We start from the raw sequence: 26,169 nt of genomic DNA, 5'->3' as shown, positions 1-26,169 counted from the left end.
AACCTGTGGGAGCTGGCTTGCCCGCGAAGAGGCCAGAACAGGCAATAGAAATCTAATTGAACTCATCCCCCACCGGATACCGGCTGGCGTTGAGGCTTTCCTTGATCTTGCGCAAATGCGGCTGGAAGTCGACGCCACGGCGCAGGGTCATGCCGGTGGCGAGCACGTCGAGCACGGTCAATTGGATGATCCGCGAGGTCATCGGCATGTAGATGTCGGTGTCTTCCGGCAGCGGGATGTTCAGGCTCAGGGTGCTGGCCTTGGCCAGTGGCGAGTTTTCGGCGGTCAGGCCGAGCACCGAGGCACCGTTTTCCCGGGCAATCCGAGCCACTTCCACCAGTTCGCGGGTGCGGCCGGTGTAGGAAATGATCACGAACAACTCACCGGTATGGGCCACCGAGGCAATCATTCGTTGCATCAGCACGTCGGCGTGCGCCGTCACGGCCAGGTTGAAACGGAAGAACTTGTGCTGGGCATCCAAAGCCACCGGGGCTGAGGCGCCGAGGCCGAAGAAGTGGATTTGCCGCGCTTGGATCAACAGGTCGACGGCGCGGCTGATCAGGTTCGGGTCCAGTGCCTGGCAGGCGCTGTCCAGGGAGGCGATGGCGCTGCCGAAGATCTTTTGGGTGTAGGCCTGCGGGTTGTCGTCGGCTTCCACCGCGCGGCTGACGTAAGCGGCGCCGCTGGCCAGGCTCTGGGCCAGCTGCAGCTTGAGCTCCGGGTAGCCGCTGACACCGAACGAGCGGCAGAAGCGGTTGACCGTCGGTTCGCTGACCGAGGCGGCCTGGGCGAGGGCGGCGATACTGAAGCGGGTGGCCTGCTGTGGGTTGAGCAGGATCACTTCGGCGACCTTGCGTTCGGCCTTGTTCAGGTCCTCAAGGCGATTCTGGATCTGTTCCAGTAGATTTCGCACGCGGTCCATATGAATTTCCTTGGTTCTGCGTTGCAAATAGGGGCTTGGCTAGGCCAATTGGGACTTTGAACGGTCCCATAACGGTGGCCTATCCTACTGATGGCCCCGACTGACCACCACTCGGAATCTGTATTTTGGAAAAATGTTGTGGTTATTACTACATTTTTCCTTGAGCGATGCCTTGAAAAAAGGTATTTGTAGCTTAACTTGATAAAAGAACAAACATCATGCCCTCGATTACGGTTGAACCGTGCACCTTTTCCCTGTTCGGCGCCCTTGGCGATCTGGCGTTGCGCAAGCTGTTTCCTGCCTTGTACCAACTCGACGGCGCCGGCCTGCTGCACGAGGACACGCGTATTATCGCACTGGCCCGTGAGCCCGGCAGCGCCGAGGATCATCTGGCTTTCATCGCCCGCGAGCTGCGGCGTTTCGTCGAGGCCAAGGATATCGATGAGGTCGTGGTCGAGCGCTTCCTGGCGCGCCTGACGTACCTGCACGTCGACTTCCTCAAGGCCGACGACTACCTGGCACTGGCCGAACTGGCCGGCACCACGCAACGCATGATTGCCTACTTCGCCACACCGGCCGCGGTGTACGGCGCGATCTGCGAGAACCTGGCGCAGGTCGGCCTGGCGGAAAACACCCGGGTGGTGCTGGAAAAACCCATCGGTTCCGACCTGGAATCGTCGCGCAAGGTCAACGACGCCGTCGCGCGGTTCTTCCCGGAGAACCGCACCTATCGCATCGACCATTACCTGGGCAAGGAGACGGTGCAGAACCTGATCGCCCTGCGCTTCGCCAACAGCCTGTTCGAAACCCAGTGGAACCAGAACTACATTTCCCACGTGGAAATCACCGTTGCCGAGAAGGTCGGGATCGAGGGCCGCTGGGGCTACTTCGACAAGGCCGGGCAACTGCGCGACATGATCCAGAATCATCTGTTGCAGCTGCTGTGCCTGATCGCCATGGACCCGCCAGCGGACCTCTCGGCCGACAGCATCCGTGACGAGAAGGTCAAGGTGCTCAAGGCCCTGGCGCCGATCAGCCCGGAAGGCCTGACCACCCAGGTGGTGCGCGGCCAGTACATCGCCGGCTACAGCGCGGGTAAACCGGTCCCGGGTTACCTGGAAGAGGAAAATTCCAACACCCAGAGCGACACCGAAACCTTCGTTGCCTTGCGTGCCGATATCCGCAACTGGCGCTGGGCCGGCGTGCCGTTCTACCTGCGCACCGGCAAGCGCATGCCAGACAAGCTGTCGCAGATCGTCATCCATTTCAAGGAACCGTCGCACTACATCTTCGCCCCCGAGCAGCGCTTGCAGATCAGCAACAAACTGATCATCCGCCTGCAGCCGGACGAAGGCATTTCCTTGCGCGTGATGACCAAGGAGCAGGGCCTGGACAAGGGCATGCAACTGCGCAGCGGTCCACTGCAACTGAATTTCTCCGACACCTATCGCAGCTCGCGGATTCCCGATGCCTACGAGCGGTTGTTGCTGGAAGTGATGCGCGGCAATCAGAACCTGTTTGTCCGTAAGGATGAAATCGAAGCCGCGTGGAAGTGGTGCGACCAGTTGATCGCCGGCTGGAAAAAATCCGGTGATGCGCCCAAGCCGTACGCGGCGGGGTCCTGGGGGCCGATGAGCTCGATTGCACTGATTACGCGGGATGGGAGGTCGTGGTATGGCGATATCTGAATTGCAGCTGCCGCAAGGCGTCAGCGCACATGCTTACAAGAGCCCGGTGCTGTTGGCCGAAGGACTGGCCCTGAGCGTAGTCAAGCAACTGAGCGACGCGATCGACGCCCAGGGCAGTGCGACCCTGGTGGTGTCCGGCGGACGTAGCCCGGTGGCGTTTTTCCAGCATCTGGCCAAGCAGAAACTGGAATGGTCGAAGGTCGTGGTCAGCCTGGCGGATGAGCGCTGGGTGCCGGTCGAGCACGCCGACAGCAATGCCGGCCTGCTCAAGCGTTACTTGCTGCAAGGACCTGCGGCCAGCGCGCAGTTTCTCAGCCTGTACAGCGCCAGCGCCAACCTTGAACAGGCGGCCGAACAAGCCGATCGCCTGCTCGCCGAGTTGCCGCGCATCGATGTGCTGATTCTCGGCATGGGCGACGACGGCCACACCGCGTCGTTGTTTCCCAACAGCCCGAACCTCGCACAAGCCCTGGAGGCCGATGGCAGCCGCCGTTGCTGGCCGATGCTGGCGCCGACCGTGCCGCACCAGCGCTTGACCATGAGTCGCGCGTTGCTGGCTTCGGCACGCTACACCGCATTGTCGATTTCCGGTCAGTCCAAGCTGACCACCCTGAAGGCTGCACTGTCCGGTGACGATGTCGCCGCCATGCCGATTCGTGCATTTCTGCAACCCACGTTAGAGATTTACTGGTGCCCATGAGCCAAGGATCAGCCGCTATGAAAAACCCATCCCCGACCGTTTCCATGGCGGACAAAGTTGCCCTGATCGACAGCCTCTGCGCCAAGGCGCGGATCCTGCCGGTGATCACCATTGCCCGTGAGCAGGATGTCCTGCCGCTAGCCGACGCCCTCGCTGCCGGCGGCCTGACCGCCCTGGAAGTGACCCTGCGCTCGCAGTACGGCCTCAAGGCCATCCAGATCCTGCGTGAACAGCGTCCGGAGCTGGTGACCGGTGCCGGCACCGTGCTCGATCGCACCACCCTGGCGGCCGCCGAAGCTGCCGGTTCGCAGTTCATCGTCACCCCGGGCATCACCCGTGAGCTGCTGGAAGCCAGCGTCGCCAGCCCGATTCCGCTGCTGCCGGGGATCAGCAACGCTTCCGGGATCATGGAAGGCTATGCCCTGGGTTATCGCCGCTTCAAATTGTTCCCGGCCGAAGTCAGCGGCGGCGTGGCCGCGATCAAGGCGCTGGGCGGTCCGTTCGGCGAAGTGAAATTCTGCCCGACTGGCGGCGTCGGCCCGGCCAACATCAAGAGCTACATGGCGTTGAAAAACGTGATGTGCGTCGGCGGTAGCTGGATGCTTGACCCCGAGTGGATCAAGAACGGCGACTGGGCGCGTATTCAGGAGTGCACCGCCGAGGCGCTGGCACTGCTGGACTGATCGCTTTACCTGACACTTCGTTGTGTGTTCTACGGCTTTACGGTGCGCTTGGTCGGCGCACCGTTTTTTTTTGCCCGTTGAAAACCTGGGTCAGCTCAGTTCGATCAGGGCCTTGGCCAGGTAATGCATATTTTCGGCAGTGCTGGTCAGCCCCGGCGTAATCCGAATGCACGGACCGCACGCCGCGCCGGCGCGGGCCACGGTGAAGAGGTTGTAGTCGCTCAGCAGGCGTTCGACCAGGGCCTGCTGATCGGCATGCCGGGTGAAGCGCATCGAAGTGATTGCGCAGTACAGCCGCGGGTCGTCCGGGGTCGTGACCTCGATCCCGGGGACGTCACGCACGGAATCGACCCAGAGGTTGCGCAGGTAGTTGAGGCGCGCGCCCTTGGCCGCCGCACCGCCCATCGCCCAATGCTCTTCCAGCACCAGTGGCAAGGTCAGCAGGGCAGGGATGTTCTGGGTACTGTAGGGCGTACGCGAGCGGATGTCGGTGACCGGGAAGTGGAACTCGCCCATGTCCGGATCGATCTCGGCCAGGCGTTCCGGGGCGATGTAGATGAAGCCCAGGGTCAGTGGCGCGCCGATCCATTTGTGCAGGTTGTAGCCGGCAAACGCAATGCCCAGTGCTTGCAGGTTGAATTCGATCTGGCCGAGGGCGTGGGCACCGTCGAGAATCACCTCCACGCCATACTCGCGAGCCAGCGCGGCAATCGCCTGGACCGGCATCACCAGGCCGGTGCGGTGGGTGACGTGGGTCAGCGCCATCAGCTTGAGGCGCGGATGCTGTTCGAACGCGGCGCGATAGCTCGCCAGCAGGCTGTCGAAGCTGGTGGGATGGGCATGCTGGATTTCGATCACTTCGACGCCACGGTGCTGGCCCAACCAGCGCATTGCGCTCTTTACCGTGTCGTACTCCAGGTCACACAACAACACCTGATCGCCGGGCTGCAAGCCGTTGTAGTTGCGAATCAACGCCTGCAGGCCGTCCGATGCGCAGCGGGTGAACGCGACAGCCTCGGCCGACACCTGCAACAGCTCGGCCAGTCGCTCGCGGATCTTCACGCTCTCGATCTGCTCGAAGCGCTGGCGTACGTACACCGAGTTGCTGCGGTTGACCATCTCGATATTGCGCTGGTATTCGTCGATCACCGTGCGCGACATGCGGCCGAAGTAGCCGTTCTCCAGGTTGATCGGGCCGGGCTGGACGTCGTAGCGATCGGCGAAGGTCTGCCAGAAAACTTCATCACGGGCACGTAGGGTGTTGTCGGGCATGGGCGATTCGCTCTCGGGCAAGGTTCAGTGACGTGGCTTGGGTTTGCCGTGCTTGGCCCGTAACGGGTCGAGCAAGTCGGACAGGCCGTTGTGATCGATTTCCTGCATCAGGGCCAGCAAACCGCCCAGCTCACCGTGGGGAAAACCCTCGCGGGCGAACCAGTTCAGGTACGGGCCGGGCAGGTCGGCGATGATCCGACCCTTGTATTTGCCAAAGGGCATTTCGCGGGTGACCAGCAGTTCGAGTTTCTCGGGATTCATCCAGTGGTCTTCTTCAATCTGACCTTGGGAAAATACAGGCATTCTGCATGCAGGCCAATTGACAGATCATGCAAATAACGAGGATACAGATTTCGCGCTAAGACATAAGTTATTGAAATCAAAAGAGAAATTGTCGATTAAAAAGCTGGCACACGAGCTGCAATGTCCTCTCCACATTCCCATAACCTGGAAGGAATTGAAAAATGACCGACATGAACAAAGAAGCCATCTCCGTCCTCAACGACCTGATCGAAACCAGCAAGGACGGCCAGGAAGGGTTCAAAACCTGTGCTGAAGACATCAAGCACCCAGAACTTAAAGCGCTGTTCATCAAGCGTTCTGCCGACTGCGCCACCGCTGCTGCAGAACTGCAGAGCAGTGTCCGCGCCATGGGCGGCGATCCGGAAACCTCTACCAGTGTCAGCGGTGATCTGCACCGCCGCTGGGTCGACCTCAAGTCGATGATCACCGGCAAGGACGAAGAGGCGGTGCTCAACGAAGCCGAGCGTGGTGAAGATCATGCGCTCAAGGCTTACAAAGAGGCGATCGAGAAAATCAACAAACACAACCTGGTGGGCATTCGTGACCTGGTTGAGCGCCAGTATCACGGTGTGCAACGCAATCACGACCAGGTCAAAGCCTTGCGCAATCAGGCGCGCGCCCGCTCGTAAGCGTCGAAAACCTGTCAAAAACGCCAGCTTGCCTGGCGTTTTTTTGTGCTTTGGAATTAGCACTGGACGAATATAGATAGCTAGCTAATAATTTGCTTGTCGTCGTTCGTCAGCGATCACGACTATGGTTGTTTCATCCCCTCCCAGAGTTGTTTTTTGTGCCCATTACCCTGCAAGCCTTGCTGGCTCCCGACCGTCGCGCCTTGCAGTTCGCGCTCAAGACCCTGCTGGGCGGTGGGTTGGCGTTGTGGCTGGCATTGCGTTGGGGTCTGGAACAACCGGCGTGGGCCTTGATGACCGCATTCATCGTCGCCCAGCCGTTGTCGGGCATGGTGGTACAGAAGGGCATGGCGCGTCTGCTGGGCACGGTGGTGGGAACCGTGATGGCGGTGGTCTTCGTCGGCCTTTTCGCCCAGACACCCTGGCTGTTTTTACTGGCACTGGCGTTGTGGTTGGGGCTCTGTACCGCCAGCTCGACCTTGTTGCGCAGTGCCTGGTCCTATTCCTTTGTGCTGGCCGGCTACACCGTGGCGATTATCGCGCTGCCGGCCTTGAGTCATCCGCTGACCGTGTTCGATCAGGCGGTGGCGCGTTGCACGGAAATCTCCCTGGGGATTCTCTGCGCCACCGCCAGCAGTGCCTTGATCTGGCCGCTGCGGGTCGAGCAGCAACTGACAGCCCAGGCCCTGGCGGCGTGGCAAAGCGGCCTGCAGACGGCGCGGGCGACTTTGGTCGGCGATCGTCAGGCGCGCAAGGGCCTGCTGGAAATCCTCGGGCGGATCGTCGCCGTCGACGCCCAGCGCGAGCACGCCTGGTTCGAGGGCGGGTTGGGGCGCCAGCGGGCGCGGGCGATCAGCGGGTTGAGCCAGAAACTGCTGATGCTGTTGCGCATCTCGCGCTCGGTTCGCCGGCAGTGGCGCCAGCTCGACGAGCGCGAAGCTGCCCAGTTGCAGCCGTGGATGGAGCAGGTGCAGCAGGTGCTGGAGAGCGCCGACACCGGCGCCATGCAGGCCCTGCGCCCGCGCTTGCTTGACGCCTCGCATGGGGCCTCGATCAGCACCGCGCAAAGTTATTGCCTGGCCCGCTTCGCGCTGTTGCTCGACTCCGCGCTGGCCGCTTCAGTGGCGCTGGATGCGGTCAAGGAAGGTCGCGAGCCCATCGAACAACCCGCGACCCTGACACCGCACCGCGACCTGTCTTTGGCCCTGGTGTTTGGCGCGCGCAGTGCCCTGGCGTTTCTCACGGTCGCCAGTTTCTGGATGGCCACCGCCTGGCCCGCCGCGGCCGGTGCCATGTTGCTGACCTGCGTGGTCTGCAGCCTGTTCGCCAGCCGAGAGAACGGCGCGCAGATCGGCATGAGTTTTATGCGCGGTATCTTCCTGGCGATTCCGGTGGCCTTTGTGGTCGGCGAAATCCTGTTGCCGCAATGGAGCAGCTTCGCCCTGCTGGGGATGGCCTTGGGCGTGCCGCTGTTCTTTGGCGCATTGGGTATGGCCAAACCGCAGATCGGCGCGACCGCCACTTCCTTTTGCCTGCATTTCATCGTGCTGGTGGCGCCGCTGAACCAGATGGCCTTTGATGTTGCGGTGTTCCTCAACAGTGCCCAGGCGATGATGATTGGTGTCGGCGCTGCAGTGCTGGCGTTCCACTTGTTGATCTTGCGCAACCCGGCCTGGCACGGTCGGCGCCTGCTGGCGGCGACCCTTGATGACTTGATCCGCCTGACCCGGCGCAACCTGCGCGGCGCGGAAAGCTGGTTCGGCGGGCGCATGGCCGATCGTTTGCTGCAACTGGCGCGGCATTATCCGGAGCTGCCGCAGCAGGCGCGCAGTCGCTGGGATGACGGTGTATTGGGCCTGGATATCGGCGATGAATTGTTGCACTTGCGTTTGAGCCTGGCGGTGGCACAAGTGCCGGTCAGCGCTCAGCAACGCGACTATCTGGAACATCTGGAATCGGCCTTGCGCCAGGGGCCGGCGGGTAATCGCGCGGATATTCTGGAAGCGCCTACGGCGAGTTTTCTGCACAGCCTGCAGGCATTTCCAGCCAGCGATGCGCTGAAACTTTCCCAGGGCGCCCTGGTGCAGTTGCAACGTAGCTGGCGCGCCTGGTGCCAGCAACAGGAGGACAGCCATGGGCTTGCGTGAGTGGGCACTGGGTGGGGTGTTGCTCAGTCCGTTTCTGATTTATGTGCTGCTGGCGCTGGTGCTGACCGCCGGCTTGCGATTATTGCTGCGCCTGACCCCGGTCGGTCGCTGGATCTGGCATGAGGCGCTGTTCGATTGCGCGCTGTATGTCTGTGTCCTGACCCTGATCACCCTGGGGCTCGGGCCTTTATAAGGAGTTGACTATGCGTACTTCCGTACGTGTCGCGGTAACCCTGTGCCTGGTGGCCGTGGCGATTTTCGCCGGCATGCACCTGTGGCAGTACTACATGCTCACCCCCTGGACCCGCGATGCGCGGATTCGCGCCGACGTGGTGGTCATCGCCCCCGACGTGTCCGGCTGGGTGGAGGAGCTCAAGGCGGTCGACAACCAACCGGTCAAGGCCGGTGATCTGTTGCTGAGCATCGACCGCGAGCGCTACCAGGCAGCGTTGGAGAAAGCTCGCGCGGTGGTGCAGACCCGCCAGCAGCAACTCAGCCTGCGCGAACATGAAGCCAGCCGCCGCGCCGCCCTCGGGCCGCAGGCAATCAGTGCCGAGTTGCGCGAGAACGCGCAGATCAACGCCGGTATTGCCCGAGGTGAATTGCGCCAGGCCGAAGCCGACGCCAAGCTCGCCGAGATCAATCTGGCCCGTAGCCAGGTGCATGCGCCACGCAGCGGGCACGTGACCAATCTGCGCCTGGCCCAGGGCAATTACGTGAATGCCGGGCAGCCGGTGATGGCGTTGGTCGACGAATCGACGTTCTACGTGCAGGCGTATTTCGAGGAAACCAAATTGCCGCGAATCAAGGTCGGCGATCCGGTCAAGGTCTGGCTGATGAGTGCGGGAGAGGCGATTGCGGGGCAGGTCGAGAGCATCAGTCGCGGGATCAATGATCGCAACAGCACGCCGGACGGCCAGTTGCTGGCTCAGGTCGAGCCGACGTTCAACTGGGTGCGCCTGGCCCAGCGGATTCCAGTGCGGATCAAGTTCGACCGGCTGCCCGAAGGGATCAACCTGAGCTCGGGGATGACCGCCAGTGTGCAGGTGCAGGAAGCGGCCCGATAGGCACCGGGCCGCAATGACTGCCTGATCAGCCGATGCTGATGGCCGGCAGGGTGGGCAGGGTGACGGTCTGCTGTTTGCGCGGGGCGAGGATTTCCGCTTCGCCATCGACCACCAGTTCATCGCGCTGGTTGAACACGCGAGTGGCGATGCGTACGCGGAATTTCGGCAGTTTTTCGAGGATTTCCAGGCGCACGGTCAGGGTGTCGCCGATTTTCACCGGCTTCTGGAAGCTCATCGTCTGGCCGATGTAGATAGTGCCCGGCCCAGGCAGTTCGCAGGCCACGGCGGCGCTGATCAGCGCGCCGCTGAACATGCCGTGGGCAATGCGTTCCTTGAACATGCTGGCGGCGGCGAATTCGGCGTCCAGGTGCACCGGGTTGTGGTCACCGGACATCGCCGCGAACAGCTGGATGTCGCGCTCTTCCACGGTTTTGCTGTAGCTGGCGGTCTGGCCGACTTCGAGGGCTTCGTACGGCGTGTTGGTAACCTGGGTCATGTGCTGAATCCTGTGACGAGTTGAGTGCAAGAGCCGAGGCTCATTCGGTTCTGGGTGGCCGGCGTTGGCTCAATGCCTTGTCCAGCCAGGTGAGCAGGTCCGCGGTGACTTCGTCGCGGTTGCTCTCGTTGAACAATTCGTGCCGGGCTTGCGGGTAGAGATTGAGTTGCAAGTCCTGGCTGCCGGCCTGACGCAAGGCATCAGCCAACGACTTGAGACGCTTGCCCTCGCTCACCGGATCACATTCGCCGCCCATGATCAGCAAGGGCAGGCCCGGATCGATCTGCGCGAGATTGGACGCTTTGCTGATCTGCTGCAAGCCGCCGAGCATGTCGATCCACATCTGGTTCGTGCAGCGAAAGCCGCAGAGCGGGTCGCGGACGTATTTGTCGACTTCGGCCGGGTCGCGACTGAGCCAGTCGAACGGGCTGCGATTGGGTTTGAACGCCTTGTTGAAGGAGCCGAACGACAGCCATTCGATCAGCGCACTGCGCCCGGTTTTCCCTTGGCGTCGCCGCTCGAAACGGGCAATCAGGCTTGCTGCGCGGTACAGCGCCACCGGCTGGAAATTCGAGCCGCTGAGCACTGCGCCATACAGGCTGGCGCTGTGATGCAGCAGATAGGCCTGGGCAATGTAGCTGCCCATGCTGTGACCCAGCAGCACGATCGGCACACCGGGATGCTGTTGGCCGATGTGCTGATTGAGGCTGGCCAGGTCGCCGACCACCTTGCACCAGCCGTCGTCATCGGCGTAGTGACCCAGCACGCCGTTTTCCGCCGTCCGGCCATGCCCGCGCTGATCCAGTGCATAGACCCCGTACGCCTGGTTACACAATTGTTCTGCCAGGCGTGCATAGCGCGCGCTATGTTCCGCCATCCCGTGGGAAATCAGGATCACCGCCTTGGGCGGGCCTTCGGGCAACCACTGGTTGACGAAGAGACGGCTGTGGTCATTCGCGGTCAACCAGAACGTATCGTGGATCATGGCGGTTCCTTTGCGCGGGGTCGTTGCATTGTATAGCGCATCGACTGGCGCACGGGGGATGTGGGCAATCCATGGCAGCAAGATTCACGCGGTCAATGACACTGATGCTCATATTTGCCTGATTCGCCATAACTGCTAGTGTCCCAGAAGCTCCGCTTTGAGCGCCGTCTTTGCTCTGTAGGAGCGAGCCTGCTCGCGAAAAATCTGCAGGCGCCGCGTTCATTCAGGATGCACGCGTCAGCCTTGACGTTTTTCGCGAGCAGGCTCGCTCCTACAGGGATCGACGCGGCATCACCTCAAGCGGCCCGGATTGGCTCAGGTATAGAGGACAAGAACAATGCAACCTGATTTCTGGAATGACAAACGCCCGGCCGGTGTACCCGTGGATATCGACCTGGGTGCCTACCAATCGGTGATCGAGGTGTTCGAACGTTCCTGCAAGAAATTTGCTGATCGTCCGGCGTTCAGCAACATGGGCGTGACCCTGACCTACGCCGATCTGGAACGTTATAGCGCGGCCTTCGCCGGTTACCTGCAGAGTCAGACCGACCTGGTGCCGGGCGATCGCATCGCGGTGCAGATGCCCAATGTCCTGCAGTACCCGATTGCCGTATTCGGCGCCTTGCGCGCCGGCCTGATCGTGGTCAACACCAATCCGCTGTACACCGCGCGCGAGATGCGCCACCAGTTCAAGGATTCCGGTGCCCGGGCGCTGGTGTACCTGAACATGTTCGGGCAGAAAGTCCAGGAAGTGCTGGCCGATACCGAGATCCAGTACCTGATCGAAGCGAAGATGGGCGACCTGATGCCCACCGCCAAGGGCTGGCTGGTCAATACCCTGGTCGACAAGGTCAAGAAGATGGTCCCGGCCTATGACTTGCCGCAGGCGATCTCCTTCAAGACCGCCTTGCGCCTGGGTCGCGGCCAGGGCATCAAACCGCTGCACGCCGGGCTCGACGACATCGCCGTGCTGCAGTACACCGGCGGCACCACCGGCCTGGCCAAGGGCGCGATGCTGACCCACGGCAACCTGGTGGCCAACATGCAGCAGGCCCGTGCCTGCCTCGGCCAGTTCGGTCGCGACGGCCAGCCGCTGTTGCGTGAAGGCCAGGAAGTGATGATCGCGCCGCTGCCGCTGTATCACATCTATGCCTTCACGGCGAACTGCATGTGCATGATGGTGACCGGTAACCACAACGTGCTGATCACCAACCCGCGGGACATCGCCGGGTTTATCAAGGAGCTGAAAAACTGGCGCTTCTCGGCATTGCTGGGGCTTAACACGCTGTTCGTCGCGCTGATGGATCACCCCGACTTCAAGACCCTGGATTTCTCCAGCCTCAAGCTGACCAACTCCGGCGGTACTGCGCTGGTCAAGGCTACAGCCGAGCGCTGGGCACAACTGACCGGTTGCCGGATCACCGAAGGCTACGGCCTGACCGAGACTTCGCCGGTGGCCTGCACCAACCCCTATGGCGACCTGTCGCGCCTGGGCACCGTCGGCATTCCGGTCCCCGGCACGACCTTGAAAGTGATCAATGACGAGGGCGTCGAGCAAGCCCTGGGCGAGCGCGGCGAGCTGTGCATCAAGGGGCCGCAGGTCATGAAAGGCTACTGGCAGAAACCCGAGGCCACGGCCGAGGTGCTGGATGCCGAGGGCTGGTTCAAGTCCGGAGATATCGCGGTGATCGATCCGGACGGTTTTGTGCGCATCGTCGACCGCAAGAAAGACATGATCATCGTCTCGGGTTTCAACGTGTACCCCAACGAGATCGAAGACGTGGTCATGGCCCATCCGAAAGTCGCCAACTGTGCGGTCATCGGCGTGCCGGACGATCGCTCCGGGGAGGCGGTGAAGCTGTTTGTGGTGGCTCGCGAAGCGGGAGTCAGCCTTGAAGAGCTGAAGGCCTACTGCAAGGAAAATTTCACCGCCTACAAGGTGCCCAAGCACATCGTGTTGCGTGAGTCGTTGCCGATGACCCCGGTGGGCAAGATCCTGCGGCGGGAGTTGCGCGACATCGCGTAATGTTTTGTTAGCGAGCCGGCAGCACAAAAGGGGCGTCCATCAATGGGCGCCCCTTTTTTTGTCCCTGGAAAAGTCGTTTGAACCCTGTAGCACGGGTATTTCAGGGTGTTTAGATTTTTTACTCTAAAAATGACCATTAAAGTTTCTTGAGTCATCATAGTGACCGTAGAGGCCTGTTTTGGCTCTAGTAGGCCCTTGGCAAAGCTGCTACTCTCGGCGCGCTTTGGGACTTCTCGGCACTCGATAAACGCCAGATTCACCAAAAACACACACCAATAATAATCGCATCAAATGCGGTGAAGAATTCGCGTTGCTGAGGAGTGGGCTTCCATGATCGAAGACTTTTGGAAGGATAAGTACCCAGCTGGGATTGCTGCCGACATCAATCCAGACGAGTACCCGAATATTCAGGCAGTGTTGAAGCAATCCTGCCAACGCTTCGCCAACAAGCCGGCTTTCAGCAATCTCGGCAAGACACTTACCTACGGTGAGCTGTACGAATTGTCCGGGGCATTTGCTGCTTATCTGCAACAGCATACCGATTTGCGCCCGGGCGATCGAATCGCCGTGCAATTGCCCAACCTGCTGCAGTACCCGATCGCCGTGTTTGGTGCCATTCGCGCCGGCCTGATCGTGGTCAACACCAACCCGCTGTACACCGCGCGGGAAATGGAACACCAGTTCAACGATTCCGGGGCCAAGGCGCTGGTGTGCCTGGCGAACATGGCGCACCTGGCCGAAGCCGTGGTGCCCAAGACTGGCGTCAAGCACGTGATCGTCACCGAAGTGGCGGACCTGCTGCCACCGCTCAAGCGCCTGCTGATCAACAGTGTCATCAAGTACGTGAAGAAGATGGTCCCGGCGTTCAACCTGCCGAATGCCATCAAGTTCAATGACGTGCTGGGCAAGGGTCGCGGCCAACCGGTGACCGAAGCCAACCCGGCCAGTAGCGACGTGGCCGTGCTGCAATACACCGGCGGCACCACGGGCGTGGCCAAGGGCGCAATGCTGACCCACCGCAACCTGGTGGCGAACATGCTGCAGTGCAAGGCGCTGATGGGCTCCAACCTGCACGAAGGCTGCGAGATCCTGATTACGCCGCTGCCGCTGTACCACATCTATGCCTTCACCTTTCATTGCATGGCGATGATGTTGATCGGCAACCACAACATCCTGATCAGCAACCCACGTGACTTGCCGGCGATGGTCAAGGAACTGTCGAAGTGGAAGTTCAGTGGCTTTGTCGGCCTCAACACGCTGTTCGTGGCGCTGTGCAACAACGAAGGCTTCCGCAAGCTGGATTTCTCGGCGATGAAAGTCACCCTGTCCGGCGGCATGGCCCTGCAACTGGCCGCCGCCGAACGCTGGAAAGAAGTCACTGGCTGCCCGATCTGCGAAGGCTACGGCATGACCGAAACCAGCCCGGTGGCCACGGTCAACCCGATCCAGAACATCCAGATCGGCACCATCGGTATTCCAGTGCCTTCGACCCTGTGCAAAGTCATCGACGACGCCGGCGTGGAACAGCCGCTGGGCGAAATCGGCGAGCTCTGTGTGAAAGGGCCACAGGTGATGAAGGGCTACTGGCAACGCCAGGAGGCTACCGACGAGATCCTCGACAGCGAAGGCTGGCTGAAGACCGGCGACATCGCGCTGATCCAGCCGGATGGCTACATGCGCATTGTCGATCGCAAGAAAGACATGATCCTGGTCTCCGGTTTCAACGTTTACCCGAACGAACTGGAAGACGTGCTGGCGACCCTGCCGGGTGTGCTGCAGTGCGCGGCGATTGGTGTGCCGGACGAGAAGTCGGGCGAGGCGATCAAGATTTTCATCGTCGCCAAGCCGGGGGTGACCCTGACCAAGGAGCAGGTGATGAGCCACATGCGCGCCAACGTCACCGGCTACAAGGTGCCGAAGGCCGTCGAGTTCCGCGATGCGCTGCCGACCACCAACGTCGGCAAGATCCTGCGTCGCGAGCTGCGTGATGAAGAACTGAAGAAACTTGGCCTGAAGAAGTAAACCAGGCGCCCAACAAAAAGCCCCGCAATGCGGGGCTTTTTGTTGGCACAGTCTTACTGCTGGAACTGCGCAAAATTCACATTGGTGCCGGCTGGGCGCATGTCCTGCAGGAAGGAGTCCTTGTCGGCACTCAACTCCAGGCTCAGGGCAGCCTTGCGCTTGCCTTCGTTGCGTACCACCAGGCCTTCGAGCTTCTCGCGCAGGAACACCGTCGGCACCTTCAGGTGCAGCAGGGTGTCGGTGGCCGGCGTGTGCATCAGCAGGTGAATCCACTCGTACTGACCAATCGCCAGGCGCGTCACCGGGAGGTCGAACCACCAGATGTTGCGGTTGCGGTTCAATTCGCTGAAGTGGCAGTTGTTGACGCCCAGCACTGCACCGCCCAGTTCCTGGTTTCTGCGGGCAATAGCCTGCTTTTTATCGAGTTTCATAACGTTCCTACACAAATGGAGCTTCAGTGCCAAAGCCTGAACAAGGCGCACATTCTCCCGGCTAAAGCGGCAAACATAAAGCCCAACCTGCATGGGCTGATGAAATGATGCGGGTGAAAATAAATGAAACTCCTCGCAATACCAGCCGGTCAACGTCTAGGTAAGCCCTTTTGACCACTGAACGTTCACAGGAGTAACGACCATGAGCAGCACTGGCGATAAAGCAAAAGGTTTGGCCAACGAAGCCGTCGGCAACATCAAGCAGGGTATCGGCAAGGTCACCGACAACACCAAGTTGCAGACCGAAGGCAAGATCCAGGAGAAGAAGGGCGAAGCCCAGCAAGAACTGGGCAAGGCCAAGGACGCAGTGAAGAACACCGTCGACAAAGCCTGATTCGGTTCGCCGACGTTGACGCAGCATGACGGCCATCCGCGGATGGCCGTTTTTATGTCAGTCGGGACTGGACTACGCTTGAAATTGTTTCAAGGTCGCCAAACGAGCTACTTTGATGTAGAAAACGGCCCCTGAGTCGCCTCCGACTTCAATCCAGCGGCGAAAGGAGACGCTATGATTTTCCCCGATTTGAAAGGCTTGCCCCTGCATCGCGTGATGATGCGCACCGTCACCGAGTTCGTCGATGACGAAATGTCGACCTACGCCTCGGCACTGGCCTATCAGATGTTGTTCTCGCTGTTTCCTTTCATCCTGTTCCTGATCGCCCTGATCGGTTTCCTGCACCTGCCGGACTTTTTCTCCTGGCTGCGCCTGCAGTCGGAACTGGTATTGCCGCCGCAGGCCCTGGAACAGGTCAATCCGGTCATCGACCAACTGCAGCAATCCAAGGGCGGACTGCTCTCGGTGGGTATCGTCATCGCCCTGTGGACTGCCTCGGCCGGTGTGCGGCTGATGATGAGCGCGATGAACGCCGCCTACGACGTGGTTGAAGGGCGGCCGGTGTGGAAGCGCTTTCCGCTGTCGATTATCTATACCGTCGGCATTGCCGGCATGCTCCTGATCGCTGCCGCGCTGATGGTGCTGGGCCCGCAGGTGATGGAGTGGATTGCCGCGCAGATCGGCATGCAGGAGTTCATCGTCACGGTCTGGACGATTCTGCGCTGGCCGGTGATTGTGATCCTGCTGATGATCGCGGTCGCGTTGATCTACTACGTGATGCCGGACGTTAAGCAGGAATTCCGCTTCATTACCCCGGGCTCGGTGCTGGCAGTCGTGGTGTGGATCATCGCGTCCCTGGGCTTTGGTTTCTATGTGAAGACCTTTGCCAACTACAACGCCATGTATGGCAGTATCGGTGCGATCATCGTGCTGTTGCTGTACTTCTACATTTCCGCGGCGGTGCTGCTGCTCGGCGCTGAAATGAATGCGGTGATCGAACACATGTCGAGTGAAGGCAAGGATCCGGGGGAAAAAGTCCCGGGTGAGCACGAGCACGAACCCAAACAACACGTTTCGGGATTGGGACGGGACCACTCGCTCAAACCGACCTCTGACGAAGCCTGATCATGATCCGTGAAATTCTCAAAATGGGCGATGAACGCCTGCTGCGTATTGCCCCACCGGTCCCGGCGGAAATGTTCGACAGCCCGGAGCTGTGGCAGTTGATCGACGACATGTTCCAGACCATGGAAAGCGTCGGTGGCGTCGGCCTGGCCGCGCCGCAGATTGGTGTCGACCTGCAACTGGTGATCTTCGGCTTCGAGCACAGCGAGCGCTATCCCGACGCTGAAGCGGTGCCGCAGACCATCCTGATCAATCCGTTGATCACCCCGTTGGACCCGAGCATGGAAGAGGGCTTCGAAGGCTGCCTGTCGGTGCCGGGCCTGCGTGGGGCCGTCGAGCGTTACCAGCACATCCGCTATGAAGGGTTCGATCCGAAGGGCGAGCCGATTGTGCGCTATGCCTCTGGGTTTCATGCGCGGGTAGTGCAGCACGAGTGTGATCACCTGATCGGTCGGTTGTACCCGTCGCGCATCAGCGACTTCCGCAAGTTCGGCTTCACCGAAGTCATGTTCCCCGATCTTGATCCCAACGCCGACGACTGAACCCGTTCAACCCCGGGCCATGGCGATCATCGGCTTGCTGCGGCGGTAGCGCAGCAGGCGCTCGCCCAGCGCCTGGGGCAGCAGCGGATGGGCGCTGAAACCGCTGCGCTCATAGAAGCCTTGCAGATCCGGGTGACAGAACAGCCACACCGGCGTGCTGATCGTCGCCAGCGCCTCGGCCATCAAGGCCGCCGCCACACCCTGGCCGCGACAGGCCGGGGCGACAAACAAGCCCGTCAACCAGAACCCCGATGCCACCGGCCGCAAGCACAGCCCGGCGATGATTTCGTCACGCCGGCCGACCCACAGCTGCGCGTCACGCACCGCTTTCATCGACGATTGGTGGCTGCGATAGAACTTGTTCATCAGTGGCCACAGGGCTTCATCGAGCTGGCTGTACTGGGTGTCGGGCATGGTAACTGTCATCGATTCTCAAGGGCGCAGAGTATAAGAGACCGACGGTTGGCGCTGAACCGATTTTGTCCCGATTACTGGCTTAATGATGGCCTTGCAGCCGTGAAGAGCCTGTCTATGCTTACGGCTGAGCGACTGATCCTGGCGCTTGAGTTGGCCTGTCCCGGGCAATCAAGAGAGGGGCGCCCCAGTAGGAACGTGCGGCACGAACCTCCGATTCAACTCTGTTATTCACTTGATCTGACCCTCCCGCAGAGGGGTGTGTGTGCCTGTTCCATGGAACGTTGTGGTGGATACGTTGAAAGACCGATGAACTTTCATCAATCAAAAAAACCGTGCTTGGGGCAATACGACCATGTTTAACCTACATCACAAATCCGACCTGCTCGAGATTCAACGAACCACCTGCGCGTTGACCGAAGCCAATGCCAAATGGGCGGCGATCAGCCGTTCGATGGCCATGATCGAGTTCGGTCCGACGGGGGTGATTCTCGATGCCAATGAAAACTTCTGCGCGGCCGTCGGCTATTCCCTTGAGGAAATCCGTGGCAAGCATCATCGGATTTTCTGTGAGGATGACTACGCCAGCAGTGTCGATTACCAACGCTTCTGGCGTGATCTGGGGCGCGGCGAGCCCAGCAGCGGGACCTTCCAGCGCTTGAACAAGAAGGGCCAGGAAGTCTGGCTGGAAGCGAGTTACATGCCGGTGTTCGGTGTCGACCGCCAGGTCACCAGCGTGATCAAGGTGGCCACGGATATCACTGCCCGGGTCCATAAGGAACATGAAAATCAGAGTCTGGTAAACGCCGTCGGGCGAGCGATGGCAGTGATCGAGTTTTCACCCGATGGCAGGGTCATCAAGGCCAATGAAAACTTCCTGCAGACCATGCATTACTCGCTGGGCGAGGTGGTCGGGCAGCACCACAGCCTGTTCTGTCACCGCTCGGAAAGCGAGTCGGCGGCCTATAAGGCGTTCTGGGCCTCACTGAACCGAGGCGAATTCCATTCCCACCGGTTTGAGCGGGTCGATAAATATGGCCGCATGGTTTACCTCGAAGCGTCCTACAACCCGATCTTCGATGCCCGCGGGCGCTTGTACAAAGTGGTCAAGTTCGCCAGCGACATCACCCCGCAAATGACCACCCTGCAGACCGCTGCGGAATCCGCTCACGCCACCTCGGTGCAAAACGACGCTTGTGCCCGCAAAGGCTCGCAGGTGGTGCAGCAGACCGTGCAGATCATCGAGGAGATTTCCCGGGACCTGAATGAAGCGGCGCTGAGCATCGATGCGGTGAGCAAGCAATCGGACATCATCGGCAGCATCGTGCAGACCATCCGTGGGATTGCCGACCAGACCAACCTGCTGGCACTCAACGCTGCCATCGAAGCGGCGCGGGCTGGCGAGCATGGTCGTGGCTTTGCGGTGGTGGCCGATGAAGTGCGTAGCCTGGCGGCGCGGACCAGCAAGGCGACCCTGGAGATCGTCGATGTGGTGCGCAAGAACCACGACTTGTCGCTGAGCGCGGTATCGAGCATGCAGTCGAGCCTGAGTCGCACCGGACTCGGGGTCGAACTGGCGAACGAGGCGGGTGAGGTCATCCTGGAAATCCAGCAGGGTTCACGTCACGTGGTGGACGCCATCGGCCAGTTCAGTTCGAGTTTGCAGCTCAACTGAATCCGCTCCACTGAATCGTAGCGGCCTCGAACTCAAGTGCTTTCACGGACCTTGAGTTCGAAACCCATGTCCACCAGCGGTTTGGCGATACGGTTGCCGGCCATCAGCGTCAGCAGGTGTTCGGCGGCCCGCCGGCCGATGGCTTCGCGCGGGGTGCTGATGCTGCTCAGGCGCGGCACCATGTGTTCGGAAGCGGGCAGGTCGTTGAAGCCCAGCACCGCCACCTGCTCGGGAACCTTGATGCCGTGGCGCATGGCCTCGAGCAGGGCGCCGTGGGCCAGGTCGTCGTTGCCGAAGAAGATCGCATCGACTTCGGGGTGGTTGGCCATCATCTGCAGGAACAACTCGCCGCCCAGTCCGACCGAGGAGGGGCGCGGCGTCAGCAATTCCAGATCCGGATCATGGCGGCCGGCATGCTGCAGGGCGCGGCGGAAGCCTTCGCCACGCAGCAGGGTGCGCTGGTCGAGTTGTGCGCCGATGTACGCCAGTTTTTTCCGGCCGCGGGCGAGCAAATGTTGCGCGGCAGTTTCACCGGCGCTGATTTGCGAGAAGCCGACGCAGTTCACGCCGGCATCGGGGTCCAGGTCCATCATGTAGACGCAGGGCACATTGCTCGTCTCGACCATCCGCCGGGCGCTATCGGTGCGGTCAAAACCGGTCAGCAGCAAGCCGCGTGGCTGGTAGGCCATGTAATTGCGCAGCAGGTTTTCTTCTTCGTCACGGGAGTAATGGCAGTTGCCGATCAGCACTTCGAAGCCTTTGGGGCGCAACACCTGATGGATGGCTTCGAGGGTTTCGATGAACAGCAGGTTCGACAGCGACGGCACCAGTACCACCACCGATTGACTCTGCGCCGAGGCCAGGGCGCGGGCCGCGGGGTTGACCACGTAATTGAGTTGCGAGGCGGCCTGCTGGACTTTTTCCACCAGTTCGGTGGCCACCGTGCTGACCCCGCGCAAGGCGCGCGAAGCGGTGATCGGACTGACCCCGGCCAGGCGGGCAACTTCGTTGAGGGTAGGGCGGCCAGTGGTGCGGGTATTTTTATCGTTTTTGGTCGAGGTCATCGGGCGGCTTGCCAAACAAAATTCAAGGCACTAAGGTAGCGCTGTCTCGATGCGGCTGCAAATGATTGAGCGGGGGTTGCCTGATCCCTGCCTGTCGGCGTTGGACAAGAATGTGTTGCAACCCATAAAAACGACAAGAAGTCGTCGGCAATGGCTGCGTTTGCACTAGAGTTTCAATGAGCAAAGGTAGCGCTGTCTGCGCGCTGAGGTGTTACATGAGTCAACCAATCTCCGCCCTGGTCATCATGGGCGTGGCCGGCTGCGGCAAGTCCAGCGTCAGCGAGGCCTTGTGCCAGCTCAGCGGCGCAACCGGTATCGAAGGCGATTCCTTTCATCCAACGGCCAACATCGAGAAGATGAGCGCCGGCATTCCCCTGAACGACGACGACCGTGCCGGCTGGCTCGACAGCCTGTGCGACGAACTGCGTCGCGTCGATGCCAAGGGCCAGCGCCCGGTGTTGACCTGTTCGGCCCTCAAGCACAGTTATCGCGAGCGCTTGCGCAGCGCCTTGCCGGGCCTGGGCTTCGTGTTTCTCGAACTGAGTCGCGAGGTGGCCGCCGACCGGGTCTCCCATCGTCCGGGGCACTTCATGCCGTCGACCCTGATCGATAGTCAGTTCGCCACCCTCGAGTCGCCGGTCGGTGAACCGCTGACCCTGGCCCTCAATGCCTCCGTTCACAGCGTCGAGCAATTGGCCGCGCAAGCCCACGATTGGTGGCTTGGGCATGGCCTGAAGCTCGCCGTATGAGTTTTGCTTTCAAAGGTAGCGCTGTCCTGATGGCTATTGAATTACCCGCTTTAATAACAACAACAACCAGGAGACACCCCTAATGTTCGGCATGTCCCACGACACGTTCCTGCTGCTCGATGCAGTGGTCACGGTGATTGGCTTGATTGTCCTGATCACCAAGTTCAAGTTGCATCCCTTCATTGCGTTGATCATCGCGGCCGCGTTCCTCGGGCTGACTTCGGGCATGCCGATCGGCACCATCATCAAGGCGTTCCAGGACGGCTTCGGTGGGGTACTGGGGTTCGTCGGGATCATCCTCGCGCTGGGCACCATGCTCGGCAAGATGATGGCCGAGTCGGGCGGGGCGGATCAGATTGCCCAGACCCTGATCCGTGCCTTCGGCAAGGACAAGGTGCAGTGGGCAATGATGTTCGCCGCGTTCCTGGTGGGCATCCCGCTGTTCTTCGAAATCGGCTTCGTGCTGCTGATCCCGCTGGTGTTCATCGTCGCCCGGCGCACCGGCGTGTCGATCATCAAGATCGGTATCCCGCTGCTGGCCGGTCTGTCTGCGGTGCACGGCCTGGTGCCACCGCACCCGGGCCCGCTGCTGGCGATCGGCGTATTCGGTGCCGACATCGGCAAGACCATCCTGTACGGCCTGATCGTGGCGCTGCCAACGGCGATCATCGCCGGTCCGATCTTCGGTACCTTCATTGCCAAGCACATTCCCGGTCACCCGAACCAGGAACTGGTGGATCAACTGGCCCGCGAGACCGATTCGGCCACCTTGCCGAGCTTCGGCATCACCCTGGTCACCGTGCTGTCGCCGGTGTTCCTGATGCTGCTCAAGACCTTTGCCGACGTAGTGCTGCCTGACGGCAACTTCTTCCGCACCTTCATGGACCTGATCGGCCACCCGATCTCGGCGCTGCTGCTGGCGTTGCTGTTGTCGCTGTACACCTTCGGCTACAAGCAGGGCATCGGCTCCCAGCAGATGCTCAAGTGGCTCGACGCGAGCCTGGCGCCCACCGCCGCGATCATTCTGATCATCGGTGCGGGTGGTGGCTTCAAGCAGATGCTGGTGACCAGCGGCGTGGGTGACGTGATCGGGCACATGGCGGTGGCCGCGCAGATCTCGCCGATCCTGCTGGCCTGGCTGGTGGCCGCGGTGATCCGTATCGCTACCGGTTCGGCAACCGTGGCGACCATTACTGGCGCGGGCATTGTGGTGCCGGTGGTGGGGATGATCCCTGGGGTCAACCGTGAGCTGCTGGTGCTGGCCACCGGTGCCGGCTCGCTGATCCTGTCCCACGTCAACGACGCCGGTTTCTGGCTGGTCAAGCAGTACTTCAACATGACCGTGGCCGAAACCTTCAAGACCTGGACGGCGATGGAGACCATTCTGTCGGTGGTGGGCCTGGGCTTTATCCTGTTGTTGTCGCTGTTCGTTTAAGCGATTCGACAGACACAAAAAAACCGCAGCGATGCGGTTTTTTTGTTTTAAATCGATTTCATTGTTGAACACGGTCCCTGTAGGAGCGGCGGTGCGACGATTCGACTTGCCCGCGAAGAGACCACCAGTTTCACCATTTATTTCGGCTGATTGACCGTCTTCGCTGGCAAGCCAGCTCCTACAGGTTTTGTGTCAGGCGTTGGTTTTGCTGACTAGCCCATCCGCTCTGAACATCCCGCGAATGCCGCGTACCGCCTGGCGAATCCGGTCCTGGTTTTCGATCAGGGCGAAGCGCACGTGGTCGTCGCCGTACTCGCCAAAACCCACGCCCGGAGACACACAGACCTTGGCTTCGGCCAGCAGTTTCTTGGCAAATTCCAGCGAGCCGAGGTGCGCGTATTGCTCGGGGATTTTCGCCCAGACATACATCGAGGCTTTCGGATTCTCGACCATCCAGCCCAGCTCATGCAGGCCCTTGACCAGCACATTACGGCGCTGCCGGTATTGCTCGGCAATGTCGCGCACGCACTGTTGATCGCCTTCCAGCGCCGCAATGGCCGCCACCTGCAGGGGGGTGAAGGTGCCGTAGTCGTGGTAGCTCTTGATCCGCGCCAGGGCGTTGACCAGCTCCGGGTTGCCGACCATGAAACCGATGCGCCAGCCGGCCATGTTGTAGCTTTTGGACAGGGTGAAAAATTCCACCGCAATGTCCTTGGCACCCGGAACTTGCATGATCGACGGGGCTTTCCAGCCGTCGTAGACGATGTCGGCGTAGGCCAGGTCGTGGATCACCAGCACGTCGTACTGCTTGGCCAGGGCGATCACGCGCTCGAAGAAATCCAGCTCCACGCACTGCGCGGTGGGGTTGGACGGGAAGCCGAGGATCATCATTTTCGGCTTCGGGATCGAGCCACGAATGGCTCGTTCCAATTCGGCGAAGAAGTCCACGCCCGGAATCAGCGGCACCGAGCGCACCTGGGCGCCGGCAATCACCGCGCCGTAGATGTGGATCGGGTAGCTCGGGTTGGGCACCAGCACCGTGTCGCCCTGGTCGAGGGTGGCCAGCATCAGATGCGCCAGGCCTTCCTTGGAACCGATGGTGACGATGGCTTCGCTTTCCGGGTCGATGTCGACCTCGTAGCGATCCTTGTACCAGCGGGAAATCGCCCGGCGCAGGCGCGGAATACCTTTGGAGGTGGAGTAGCCGTGGGTGTCTTCGCGCTGTGCGACGGTGACCAGTTTTTCCACGATGTGGGGCGGGGTCGCACCGTCAGGGTTACCCATGCTCAAGTCGATGATGTCTTCGCCACGACGTCGGGCGGCCATCTTCAGCTCGGCAGTGATGTTGAATACGTAAGGGGGGAGTCGATCTATGCGCGCAAAGCGGCGCGGCGAACCTTGGTCTGCCATTGTTGCCTCAGGATACGTTAGCGCCCGGAACCGTCCGAGCGACGCTGACCACTGCGGTGGTCTGGGCGCACGATAAGGGTGGCGACGGGCTATTGTCTAGTGGCCACAAGCAACTATTTTCGACGACACTGTTCGGCTTGCGCGCTTTTTGCAGTGTCGCGCGGCACTGCCTCAATCAACTTCGAACGGAATGAAACATGGAGTTTTCCAGCGGCTTTCTGCTGAGCCTCTCGCTGTGCCTGGATATCGGCGTGGCCAATATCGCCATGATTACCCTGGCCATGCAGCGCGGGTATTTCCAGGGTTTTGCCCTGGGTCTGGGGACCTGCTTCGGCGACCTGATCTACGCGGTGCTGGCCCTGGCCGGAATGACCGTGTTGCTGCAGTACTCGGCGGTGCGCTGGGTGCTGTGGATCGGCGGATCTGCGTTGTTGCTGTACTTCGCGGCGAAGATGGTTTACTCGGCCATTCACCACAGTGCGGTTGTGGCGACAGCCGGTGAGGTCAGTGGTGGTTCTCATCGTCGCGAGTTCCTGCGCGGAATCTTCCTGGCGATGTCCTCGCCCAGCGCAATCCTCTGGTTCGCCGCAGTAGGCGGTACTTTGATTGCCCGCTCCGGCGGCGGTGGCCCTGCCAGTGCCGGATTGTTCCTGGCGGGCTTCTTCTGCGCCGGCCTGCTGTGGAGTGCCGGCCTGTGCCTGGCAGCGACCCAGGGTGGCAAGTTGCTGGGCGATAAGTTGCTGCGGTATTCCTATATGGCATCTGCAGCGATCTTCTGCTATTTCGCGGTCTACGTGATTCTATCCGGCTACAACGAGTTTGTCGGTGCCACTGCTGTGGTAGCGCTGCCGGGGCTTTGACTGGGGCTTTGCGAATTCGCTTCTATACTCCCAGCCGAACCCAATTTTCAGCGGCAGGAGGTGATTCATGGATGAGCCAAAACAGGGCGCCAGCGCACAGCAGCGCTTCGAAAAAGGGCATTTTTTGTTGATCGCCGGTTTCGGCGAGCACTTTTCCATGAACAAGGCTGATGGCATTCCCAAACTCTGGGAGCGATTCATTCCGCACATCGGCAAGGTGCCGGGGCAAATTGGCGAAGTGACCTACGGCGTGTGTTGCAGCGCCGATGGCCAGGGCGGATTCGAGTACGTCGCGGGTGTGCAAATCAGCAAACTCGACGACCTGCCCGAGACTTACCGCTGGGTTGAAATCCAACCCCAGGACTACGCAGTGTTCATTCACCCCGGGAAGCTCGACAGCCTGCCGCAGACCTTCGATTACATCTTCAAGCACTGGCTGCCGCAGTCCGGGCATGAGGCCGGGCAGGCGCCGGTGTTCGAGCGCTACAGCGCCGACTTCGACCCGGTCAGCGGCTGCGGCGTGCTGGAAATCTGGGTGCCGTTGAAAAAGTAACCGCCCATGGCGCCGGGGAGGGGGCTGGATCGATTATGATCCGAGCCCCCCTTTGTCTTGTCCGGACCTTTGCCATGAATGCTTCCTCGCCTGTCATCCGTCAGGTCACCGTCGCTGACCTCGACCGTTGTTTTGCCATCGAAACCGAGGCCTACGAGGGTGATGAGGCGGCCACTCGCGAGAAGATCGCCACGCGCATCGAGACCTGGCCCGAGGGTTTCATCGTCGCCGAAGTAGAGGGCGTCGTCGCTGGCTTTATCAACTCGGGCGCGGCGTACCAGGTGGAAATGGCCGATGAAGCCTTCAAGGAGATGATCGGCCACGACCCGGACGGCCCGCAGGTGGTGATCATGTCGGTGGTGGTGCACCCGGACTACCAGGGCCTGGGCCTGGCGAAGCTGTTAATGGGCGAGTTCATCGCACGCATGCGCGAGCTGGGCAAGATCCGCATCAACCTGATGTGCCGCGAGCAGCACATCCGCCTGTATGCAGGCTTTGGCTTTGCCTACCTCAAGGCTTCAGAGTCAGACCACGGCGGCCTGGCCTGGCATGAAATGGCGCTGGACCTGTAGGTCTT

General features: G+C 60.8%; 27 protein-coding genes and 1 pseudogene. 19 read left to right on the top strand and 9 right to left on the bottom strand.

The features are described 5' to 3' along the window. Nucleotides 1–52: 52 nt before the first annotated feature. The gene (locus ACZYR5_RS01895; RefSeq protein ID WP_177327272.1) at nt 53–913 is read right to left on the bottom strand and encodes a MurR/RpiR family transcriptional regulator; all 861 of its coding nucleotides are present in this window, start codon (nt 911–913) and stop codon (nt 53–55) included. Nucleotides 914–1,140: 227 nt separating this feature from the next. Here ACZYR5_RS01895 and zwf point away from each other — a divergent pair, with 227 nt between their 5' ends. From zwf to ACZYR5_RS01880, 3 genes are read left to right on the top strand one after another with little or no spacing between them, the layout of a single operon-like run. Continuing rightward, nucleotides 1,141–2,610 carry a glucose-6-phosphate dehydrogenase gene (zwf, locus tag ACZYR5_RS01890; protein ID WP_489088151.1) on the top strand — a complete coding sequence of 490 codons (1,470 nt, stop codon included), beginning with the start codon at nt 1,141–1,143 and terminating at the stop codon, nt 2,608–2,610. Beyond that, nucleotides 2,597–3,310, top strand: coding sequence for a 6-phosphogluconolactonase (pgl, locus tag ACZYR5_RS01885; protein WP_489088152.1), 714 nt, complete (start codon nt 2,597–2,599; stop codon nt 3,308–3,310). Before zwf ends, pgl begins: the two co-directional genes overlap by 14 nt. A gap of 17 nt (nt 3,311–3,327) precedes the next feature. Next, entirely contained in the window at nt 3,328–3,993 is a 666-nt protein-coding gene (locus tag ACZYR5_RS01880; protein ID WP_489088153.1) for a bifunctional 4-hydroxy-2-oxoglutarate aldolase/2-dehydro-3-deoxy-phosphogluconate aldolase, read from the top strand. Between the two features lie 90 nt (nt 3,994–4,083). On the opposite strand, the gene ACZYR5_RS01875 is transcribed toward ACZYR5_RS01880, so the two are convergent. Beyond that, nucleotides 4,084–5,265: an aminotransferase class V-fold PLP-dependent enzyme gene (locus ACZYR5_RS01875; protein WP_489088154.1), complete on the bottom strand. Its 1,182-nt coding sequence runs from the start codon at nt 5,263–5,265 to the stop codon at nt 4,084–4,086. Nucleotides 5,266–5,289: 24 nt separating this feature from the next. Next, nucleotides 5,290–5,526, bottom strand: coding sequence for a DUF3820 family protein (locus ACZYR5_RS01870; protein ID WP_027619874.1), 237 nt, complete (start codon nt 5,524–5,526; stop codon nt 5,290–5,292). Between the two features lie 203 nt (nt 5,527–5,729). Here ACZYR5_RS01870 and ACZYR5_RS01865 point away from each other — a divergent pair, with 203 nt between their 5' ends. From ACZYR5_RS01865 to ACZYR5_RS01850, 4 genes are all read left to right on the top strand, one after another. Next, complete coding sequence (locus tag ACZYR5_RS01865; protein WP_489088155.1) at nt 5,730–6,197, top strand: ferritin-like domain-containing protein; 468 nt, start codon at nt 5,730–5,732, stop codon at nt 6,195–6,197. A gap of 158 nt (nt 6,198–6,355) precedes the next feature. Further along, the gene (locus ACZYR5_RS01860) at nt 6,356–8,344 is read left to right on the top strand and encodes an FUSC family protein (protein ID WP_489088156.1); all 1,989 of its coding nucleotides are present in this window, start codon (nt 6,356–6,358) and stop codon (nt 8,342–8,344) included. Next, nucleotides 8,331–8,537, top strand: coding sequence for a DUF1656 domain-containing protein (locus ACZYR5_RS01855; protein WP_027619877.1), 207 nt, complete (start codon nt 8,331–8,333; stop codon nt 8,535–8,537). Before ACZYR5_RS01860 ends, ACZYR5_RS01855 begins: the two co-directional genes overlap by 14 nt. A gap of 10 nt (nt 8,538–8,547) precedes the next feature. Continuing rightward, nucleotides 8,548–9,411, top strand: a complete 864-nt coding sequence (locus ACZYR5_RS01850) for an efflux RND transporter periplasmic adaptor subunit (protein ID WP_489088157.1) — start codon at nt 8,548–8,550, stop codon at nt 9,409–9,411. A 25-nt stretch (nt 9,412–9,436) separates the two neighbouring features. Here ACZYR5_RS01850 and ACZYR5_RS01845 read toward each other — a convergent pair whose 3' ends face one another. Further along, nucleotides 9,437–9,907, bottom strand: coding sequence for a MaoC family dehydratase (locus ACZYR5_RS01845; RefSeq protein WP_007902410.1), 471 nt, complete (start codon nt 9,905–9,907; stop codon nt 9,437–9,439). Nucleotides 9,908–9,947: 40 nt separating this feature from the next. Further along, nucleotides 9,948–10,892, bottom strand: coding sequence for an alpha/beta hydrolase (locus ACZYR5_RS01840; protein WP_489088158.1), 945 nt, complete (start codon nt 10,890–10,892; stop codon nt 9,948–9,950). A 337-nt stretch (nt 10,893–11,229) separates the two neighbouring features. On the opposite strand from ACZYR5_RS01840, the gene fadD2 reads away from it, so the two are divergent. After that, on the top strand, nt 11,230–12,918 hold the full coding sequence (fadD2, locus tag ACZYR5_RS01835; RefSeq protein WP_489088159.1) for a long-chain-fatty-acid--CoA ligase FadD2: 1,689 nt from the start codon (nt 11,230–11,232) through the stop codon (nt 12,916–12,918). A 330-nt stretch (nt 12,919–13,248) separates the two neighbouring features. Further along, a complete protein-coding gene (fadD1, locus tag ACZYR5_RS01830) occupies nt 13,249–14,940 on the top strand; it encodes a long-chain-fatty-acid--CoA ligase FadD1 (RefSeq protein WP_489088160.1) in 1,692 nt (563 codons plus the stop codon). A 53-nt stretch (nt 14,941–14,993) separates the two neighbouring features. Here the strand turns inward: fadD1 and ACZYR5_RS01825 are convergent, their stop codons facing one another. Continuing rightward, a complete protein-coding gene (locus ACZYR5_RS01825) occupies nt 14,994–15,371 on the bottom strand; it encodes a hypothetical protein (RefSeq protein ID WP_489088161.1) in 378 nt (125 codons plus the stop codon). Nucleotides 15,372–15,573: 202 nt separating this feature from the next. On the opposite strand from ACZYR5_RS01825, the gene ACZYR5_RS01820 reads away from it, so the two are divergent. The 3 genes from ACZYR5_RS01820 to def all read left to right on the top strand — a co-directional run bounded on the left by ACZYR5_RS01820 (nt 15,574) and on the right by def (nt 17,432). Further along, nucleotides 15,574–15,765, top strand: coding sequence for a CsbD family protein (locus ACZYR5_RS01820; RefSeq protein ID WP_489088162.1), 192 nt, complete (start codon nt 15,574–15,576; stop codon nt 15,763–15,765). A 174-nt stretch (nt 15,766–15,939) separates the two neighbouring features. After that, on the top strand, nt 15,940–16,890 hold the full coding sequence (locus ACZYR5_RS01815; protein WP_489088163.1) for a YihY/virulence factor BrkB family protein: 951 nt from the start codon (nt 15,940–15,942) through the stop codon (nt 16,888–16,890). Nucleotides 16,891–16,892: 2 nt separating this feature from the next. Next, a complete protein-coding gene (gene def, locus ACZYR5_RS01810; protein ID WP_489088164.1) occupies nt 16,893–17,432 on the top strand; it encodes a peptide deformylase in 540 nt (179 codons plus the stop codon). 6 nt (nt 17,433–17,438) lie between these two features. Here the strand turns inward: def and ACZYR5_RS01805 are convergent, their stop codons facing one another. After that, nucleotides 17,439–17,846, bottom strand: coding sequence for a GNAT family N-acetyltransferase (locus tag ACZYR5_RS01805; protein WP_489088165.1), 408 nt, complete (start codon nt 17,844–17,846; stop codon nt 17,439–17,441). 355 nt (nt 17,847–18,201) lie between these two features. On the opposite strand from ACZYR5_RS01805, the pseudogene ACZYR5_RS01800 reads away from it, so the two are divergent. Together ACZYR5_RS01800 and ACZYR5_RS01795 are read left to right on the top strand one after the other, a co-directional pair. Continuing rightward, nucleotides 18,202–18,972 (top strand): annotated as a pseudogene (locus ACZYR5_RS01800) (PAS domain-containing protein); the annotation flags it as partial. 9 nt (nt 18,973–18,981) lie between these two features. After that, a complete protein-coding gene (locus tag ACZYR5_RS01795; protein WP_489095154.1) occupies nt 18,982–19,521 on the top strand; it encodes a methyl-accepting chemotaxis protein in 540 nt (179 codons plus the stop codon). Nucleotides 19,522–19,553: 32 nt separating this feature from the next. Here ACZYR5_RS01795 and gntR read toward each other — a convergent pair whose 3' ends face one another. Next, complete coding sequence (gene gntR, locus ACZYR5_RS01790; RefSeq protein ID WP_489088166.1) at nt 19,554–20,585, bottom strand: HTH-type transcriptional regulator GntR; 1,032 nt, start codon at nt 20,583–20,585, stop codon at nt 19,554–19,556. 215 nt (nt 20,586–20,800) lie between these two features. Between gntR and ACZYR5_RS01785 the strand changes: the two genes are divergently transcribed. Further along, on the top strand, nt 20,801–21,334 hold the full coding sequence (locus ACZYR5_RS01785) for a gluconokinase (RefSeq protein WP_489088167.1): 534 nt from the start codon (nt 20,801–20,803) through the stop codon (nt 21,332–21,334). Nucleotides 21,335–21,416: 82 nt separating this feature from the next. Continuing rightward, nucleotides 21,417–22,769 (top strand): GntP family permease, encoded by a 1,353-nt coding sequence (locus ACZYR5_RS01780; RefSeq protein WP_489088168.1) that lies wholly within the window; start codon nt 21,417–21,419, stop codon nt 22,767–22,769. 192 nt (nt 22,770–22,961) lie between these two features. Here the strand turns inward: ACZYR5_RS01780 and alaC are convergent, their stop codons facing one another. After that, complete coding sequence (gene alaC, locus ACZYR5_RS01775; protein ID WP_489088169.1) at nt 22,962–24,179, bottom strand: alanine transaminase; 1,218 nt, start codon at nt 24,177–24,179, stop codon at nt 22,962–22,964. 197 nt (nt 24,180–24,376) lie between these two features. Between alaC and ACZYR5_RS01770 the strand changes: the two genes are divergently transcribed. The 3 genes from ACZYR5_RS01770 (at nt 24,377) to ACZYR5_RS01760 (ending at nt 26,164) form a co-directional block, all read left to right on the top strand. Beyond that, on the top strand, nt 24,377–25,039 hold the full coding sequence (locus ACZYR5_RS01770; protein ID WP_489088170.1) for a LysE family translocator: 663 nt from the start codon (nt 24,377–24,379) through the stop codon (nt 25,037–25,039). 67 nt (nt 25,040–25,106) lie between these two features. After that, nucleotides 25,107–25,592 carry a GyrI-like domain-containing protein gene (locus ACZYR5_RS01765; RefSeq protein WP_489088171.1) on the top strand — a complete coding sequence of 162 codons (486 nt, stop codon included), beginning with the start codon at nt 25,107–25,109 and terminating at the stop codon, nt 25,590–25,592. A 74-nt stretch (nt 25,593–25,666) separates the two neighbouring features. Continuing rightward, complete coding sequence (locus tag ACZYR5_RS01760) at nt 25,667–26,164, top strand: GNAT family N-acetyltransferase (RefSeq protein ID WP_489088172.1); 498 nt, start codon at nt 25,667–25,669, stop codon at nt 26,162–26,164. Nucleotides 26,165–26,169 lie beyond the last annotated feature (5 nt).

Source organism: Pseudomonas sp. F007 (genome assembly GCF_057814275.1).
This window is presented reverse-complemented; position numbering and strand designations above follow the sequence as displayed.

Coding starts and splice junctions, on each gene's coding strand:
- zwf (WP_489088151.1), top strand. CDS start 1,141: ATGCCCTCGATTACGGTTGAACCGTGCACCTTTTCCCTGTTCGGCGCC.
- pgl (WP_489088152.1), top strand. CDS start 2,597: ATGGCGATATCTGAATTGCAGCTGCCGCAAGGCGTCAGCGCACATGCT.
- ACZYR5_RS01880 (WP_489088153.1), top strand. CDS start 3,328: ATGAAAAACCCATCCCCGACCGTTTCCATGGCGGACAAAGTTGCCCTG.
- ACZYR5_RS01875 (WP_489088154.1), bottom strand. CDS start 5,265: ATGCCCGACAACACCCTACGTGCCCGTGATGAAGTTTTCTGGCAGACC.
- ACZYR5_RS01870 (WP_027619874.1), bottom strand. CDS start 5,526: ATGAATCCCGAGAAACTCGAACTGCTGGTCACCCGCGAAATGCCCTTT.
- ACZYR5_RS01865 (WP_489088155.1), top strand. CDS start 5,730: ATGACCGACATGAACAAAGAAGCCATCTCCGTCCTCAACGACCTGATC.
- ACZYR5_RS01855 (WP_027619877.1), top strand. CDS start 8,331: ATGGGCTTGCGTGAGTGGGCACTGGGTGGGGTGTTGCTCAGTCCGTTT.
- ACZYR5_RS01850 (WP_489088157.1), top strand. CDS start 8,548: ATGCGTACTTCCGTACGTGTCGCGGTAACCCTGTGCCTGGTGGCCGTG.
- ACZYR5_RS01845 (WP_007902410.1), bottom strand. CDS start 9,907: ATGACCCAGGTTACCAACACGCCGTACGAAGCCCTCGAAGTCGGCCAG.
- ACZYR5_RS01840 (WP_489088158.1), bottom strand. CDS start 10,892: ATGATCCACGATACGTTCTGGTTGACCGCGAATGACCACAGCCGTCTC.
- fadD2 (WP_489088159.1), top strand. CDS start 11,230: ATGCAACCTGATTTCTGGAATGACAAACGCCCGGCCGGTGTACCCGTG.
- fadD1 (WP_489088160.1), top strand. CDS start 13,249: ATGATCGAAGACTTTTGGAAGGATAAGTACCCAGCTGGGATTGCTGCC.
- ACZYR5_RS01825 (WP_489088161.1), bottom strand. CDS start 15,371: ATGAAACTCGATAAAAAGCAGGCTATTGCCCGCAGAAACCAGGAACTG.
- ACZYR5_RS01820 (WP_489088162.1), top strand. CDS start 15,574: ATGAGCAGCACTGGCGATAAAGCAAAAGGTTTGGCCAACGAAGCCGTC.
- ACZYR5_RS01815 (WP_489088163.1), top strand. CDS start 15,940: ATGATTTTCCCCGATTTGAAAGGCTTGCCCCTGCATCGCGTGATGATG.
- def (WP_489088164.1), top strand. CDS start 16,893: ATGATCCGTGAAATTCTCAAAATGGGCGATGAACGCCTGCTGCGTATT.
- ACZYR5_RS01805 (WP_489088165.1), bottom strand. CDS start 17,846: ATGCCCGACACCCAGTACAGCCAGCTCGATGAAGCCCTGTGGCCACTG.
- ACZYR5_RS01795 (WP_489095154.1), top strand. CDS start 18,982: ATGACCACCCTGCAGACCGCTGCGGAATCCGCTCACGCCACCTCGGTG.
- gntR (WP_489088166.1), bottom strand. CDS start 20,585: ATGACCTCGACCAAAAACGATAAAAATACCCGCACCACTGGCCGCCCT.
- ACZYR5_RS01785 (WP_489088167.1), top strand. CDS start 20,801: ATGAGTCAACCAATCTCCGCCCTGGTCATCATGGGCGTGGCCGGCTGC.
- ACZYR5_RS01780 (WP_489088168.1), top strand. CDS start 21,417: ATGTTCGGCATGTCCCACGACACGTTCCTGCTGCTCGATGCAGTGGTC.
- alaC (WP_489088169.1), bottom strand. CDS start 24,179: ATGGCAGACCAAGGTTCGCCGCGCCGCTTTGCGCGCATAGATCGACTC.
- ACZYR5_RS01770 (WP_489088170.1), top strand. CDS start 24,377: ATGGAGTTTTCCAGCGGCTTTCTGCTGAGCCTCTCGCTGTGCCTGGAT.
- ACZYR5_RS01765 (WP_489088171.1), top strand. CDS start 25,107: ATGGATGAGCCAAAACAGGGCGCCAGCGCACAGCAGCGCTTCGAAAAA.
- ACZYR5_RS01760 (WP_489088172.1), top strand. CDS start 25,667: ATGAATGCTTCCTCGCCTGTCATCCGTCAGGTCACCGTCGCTGACCTC.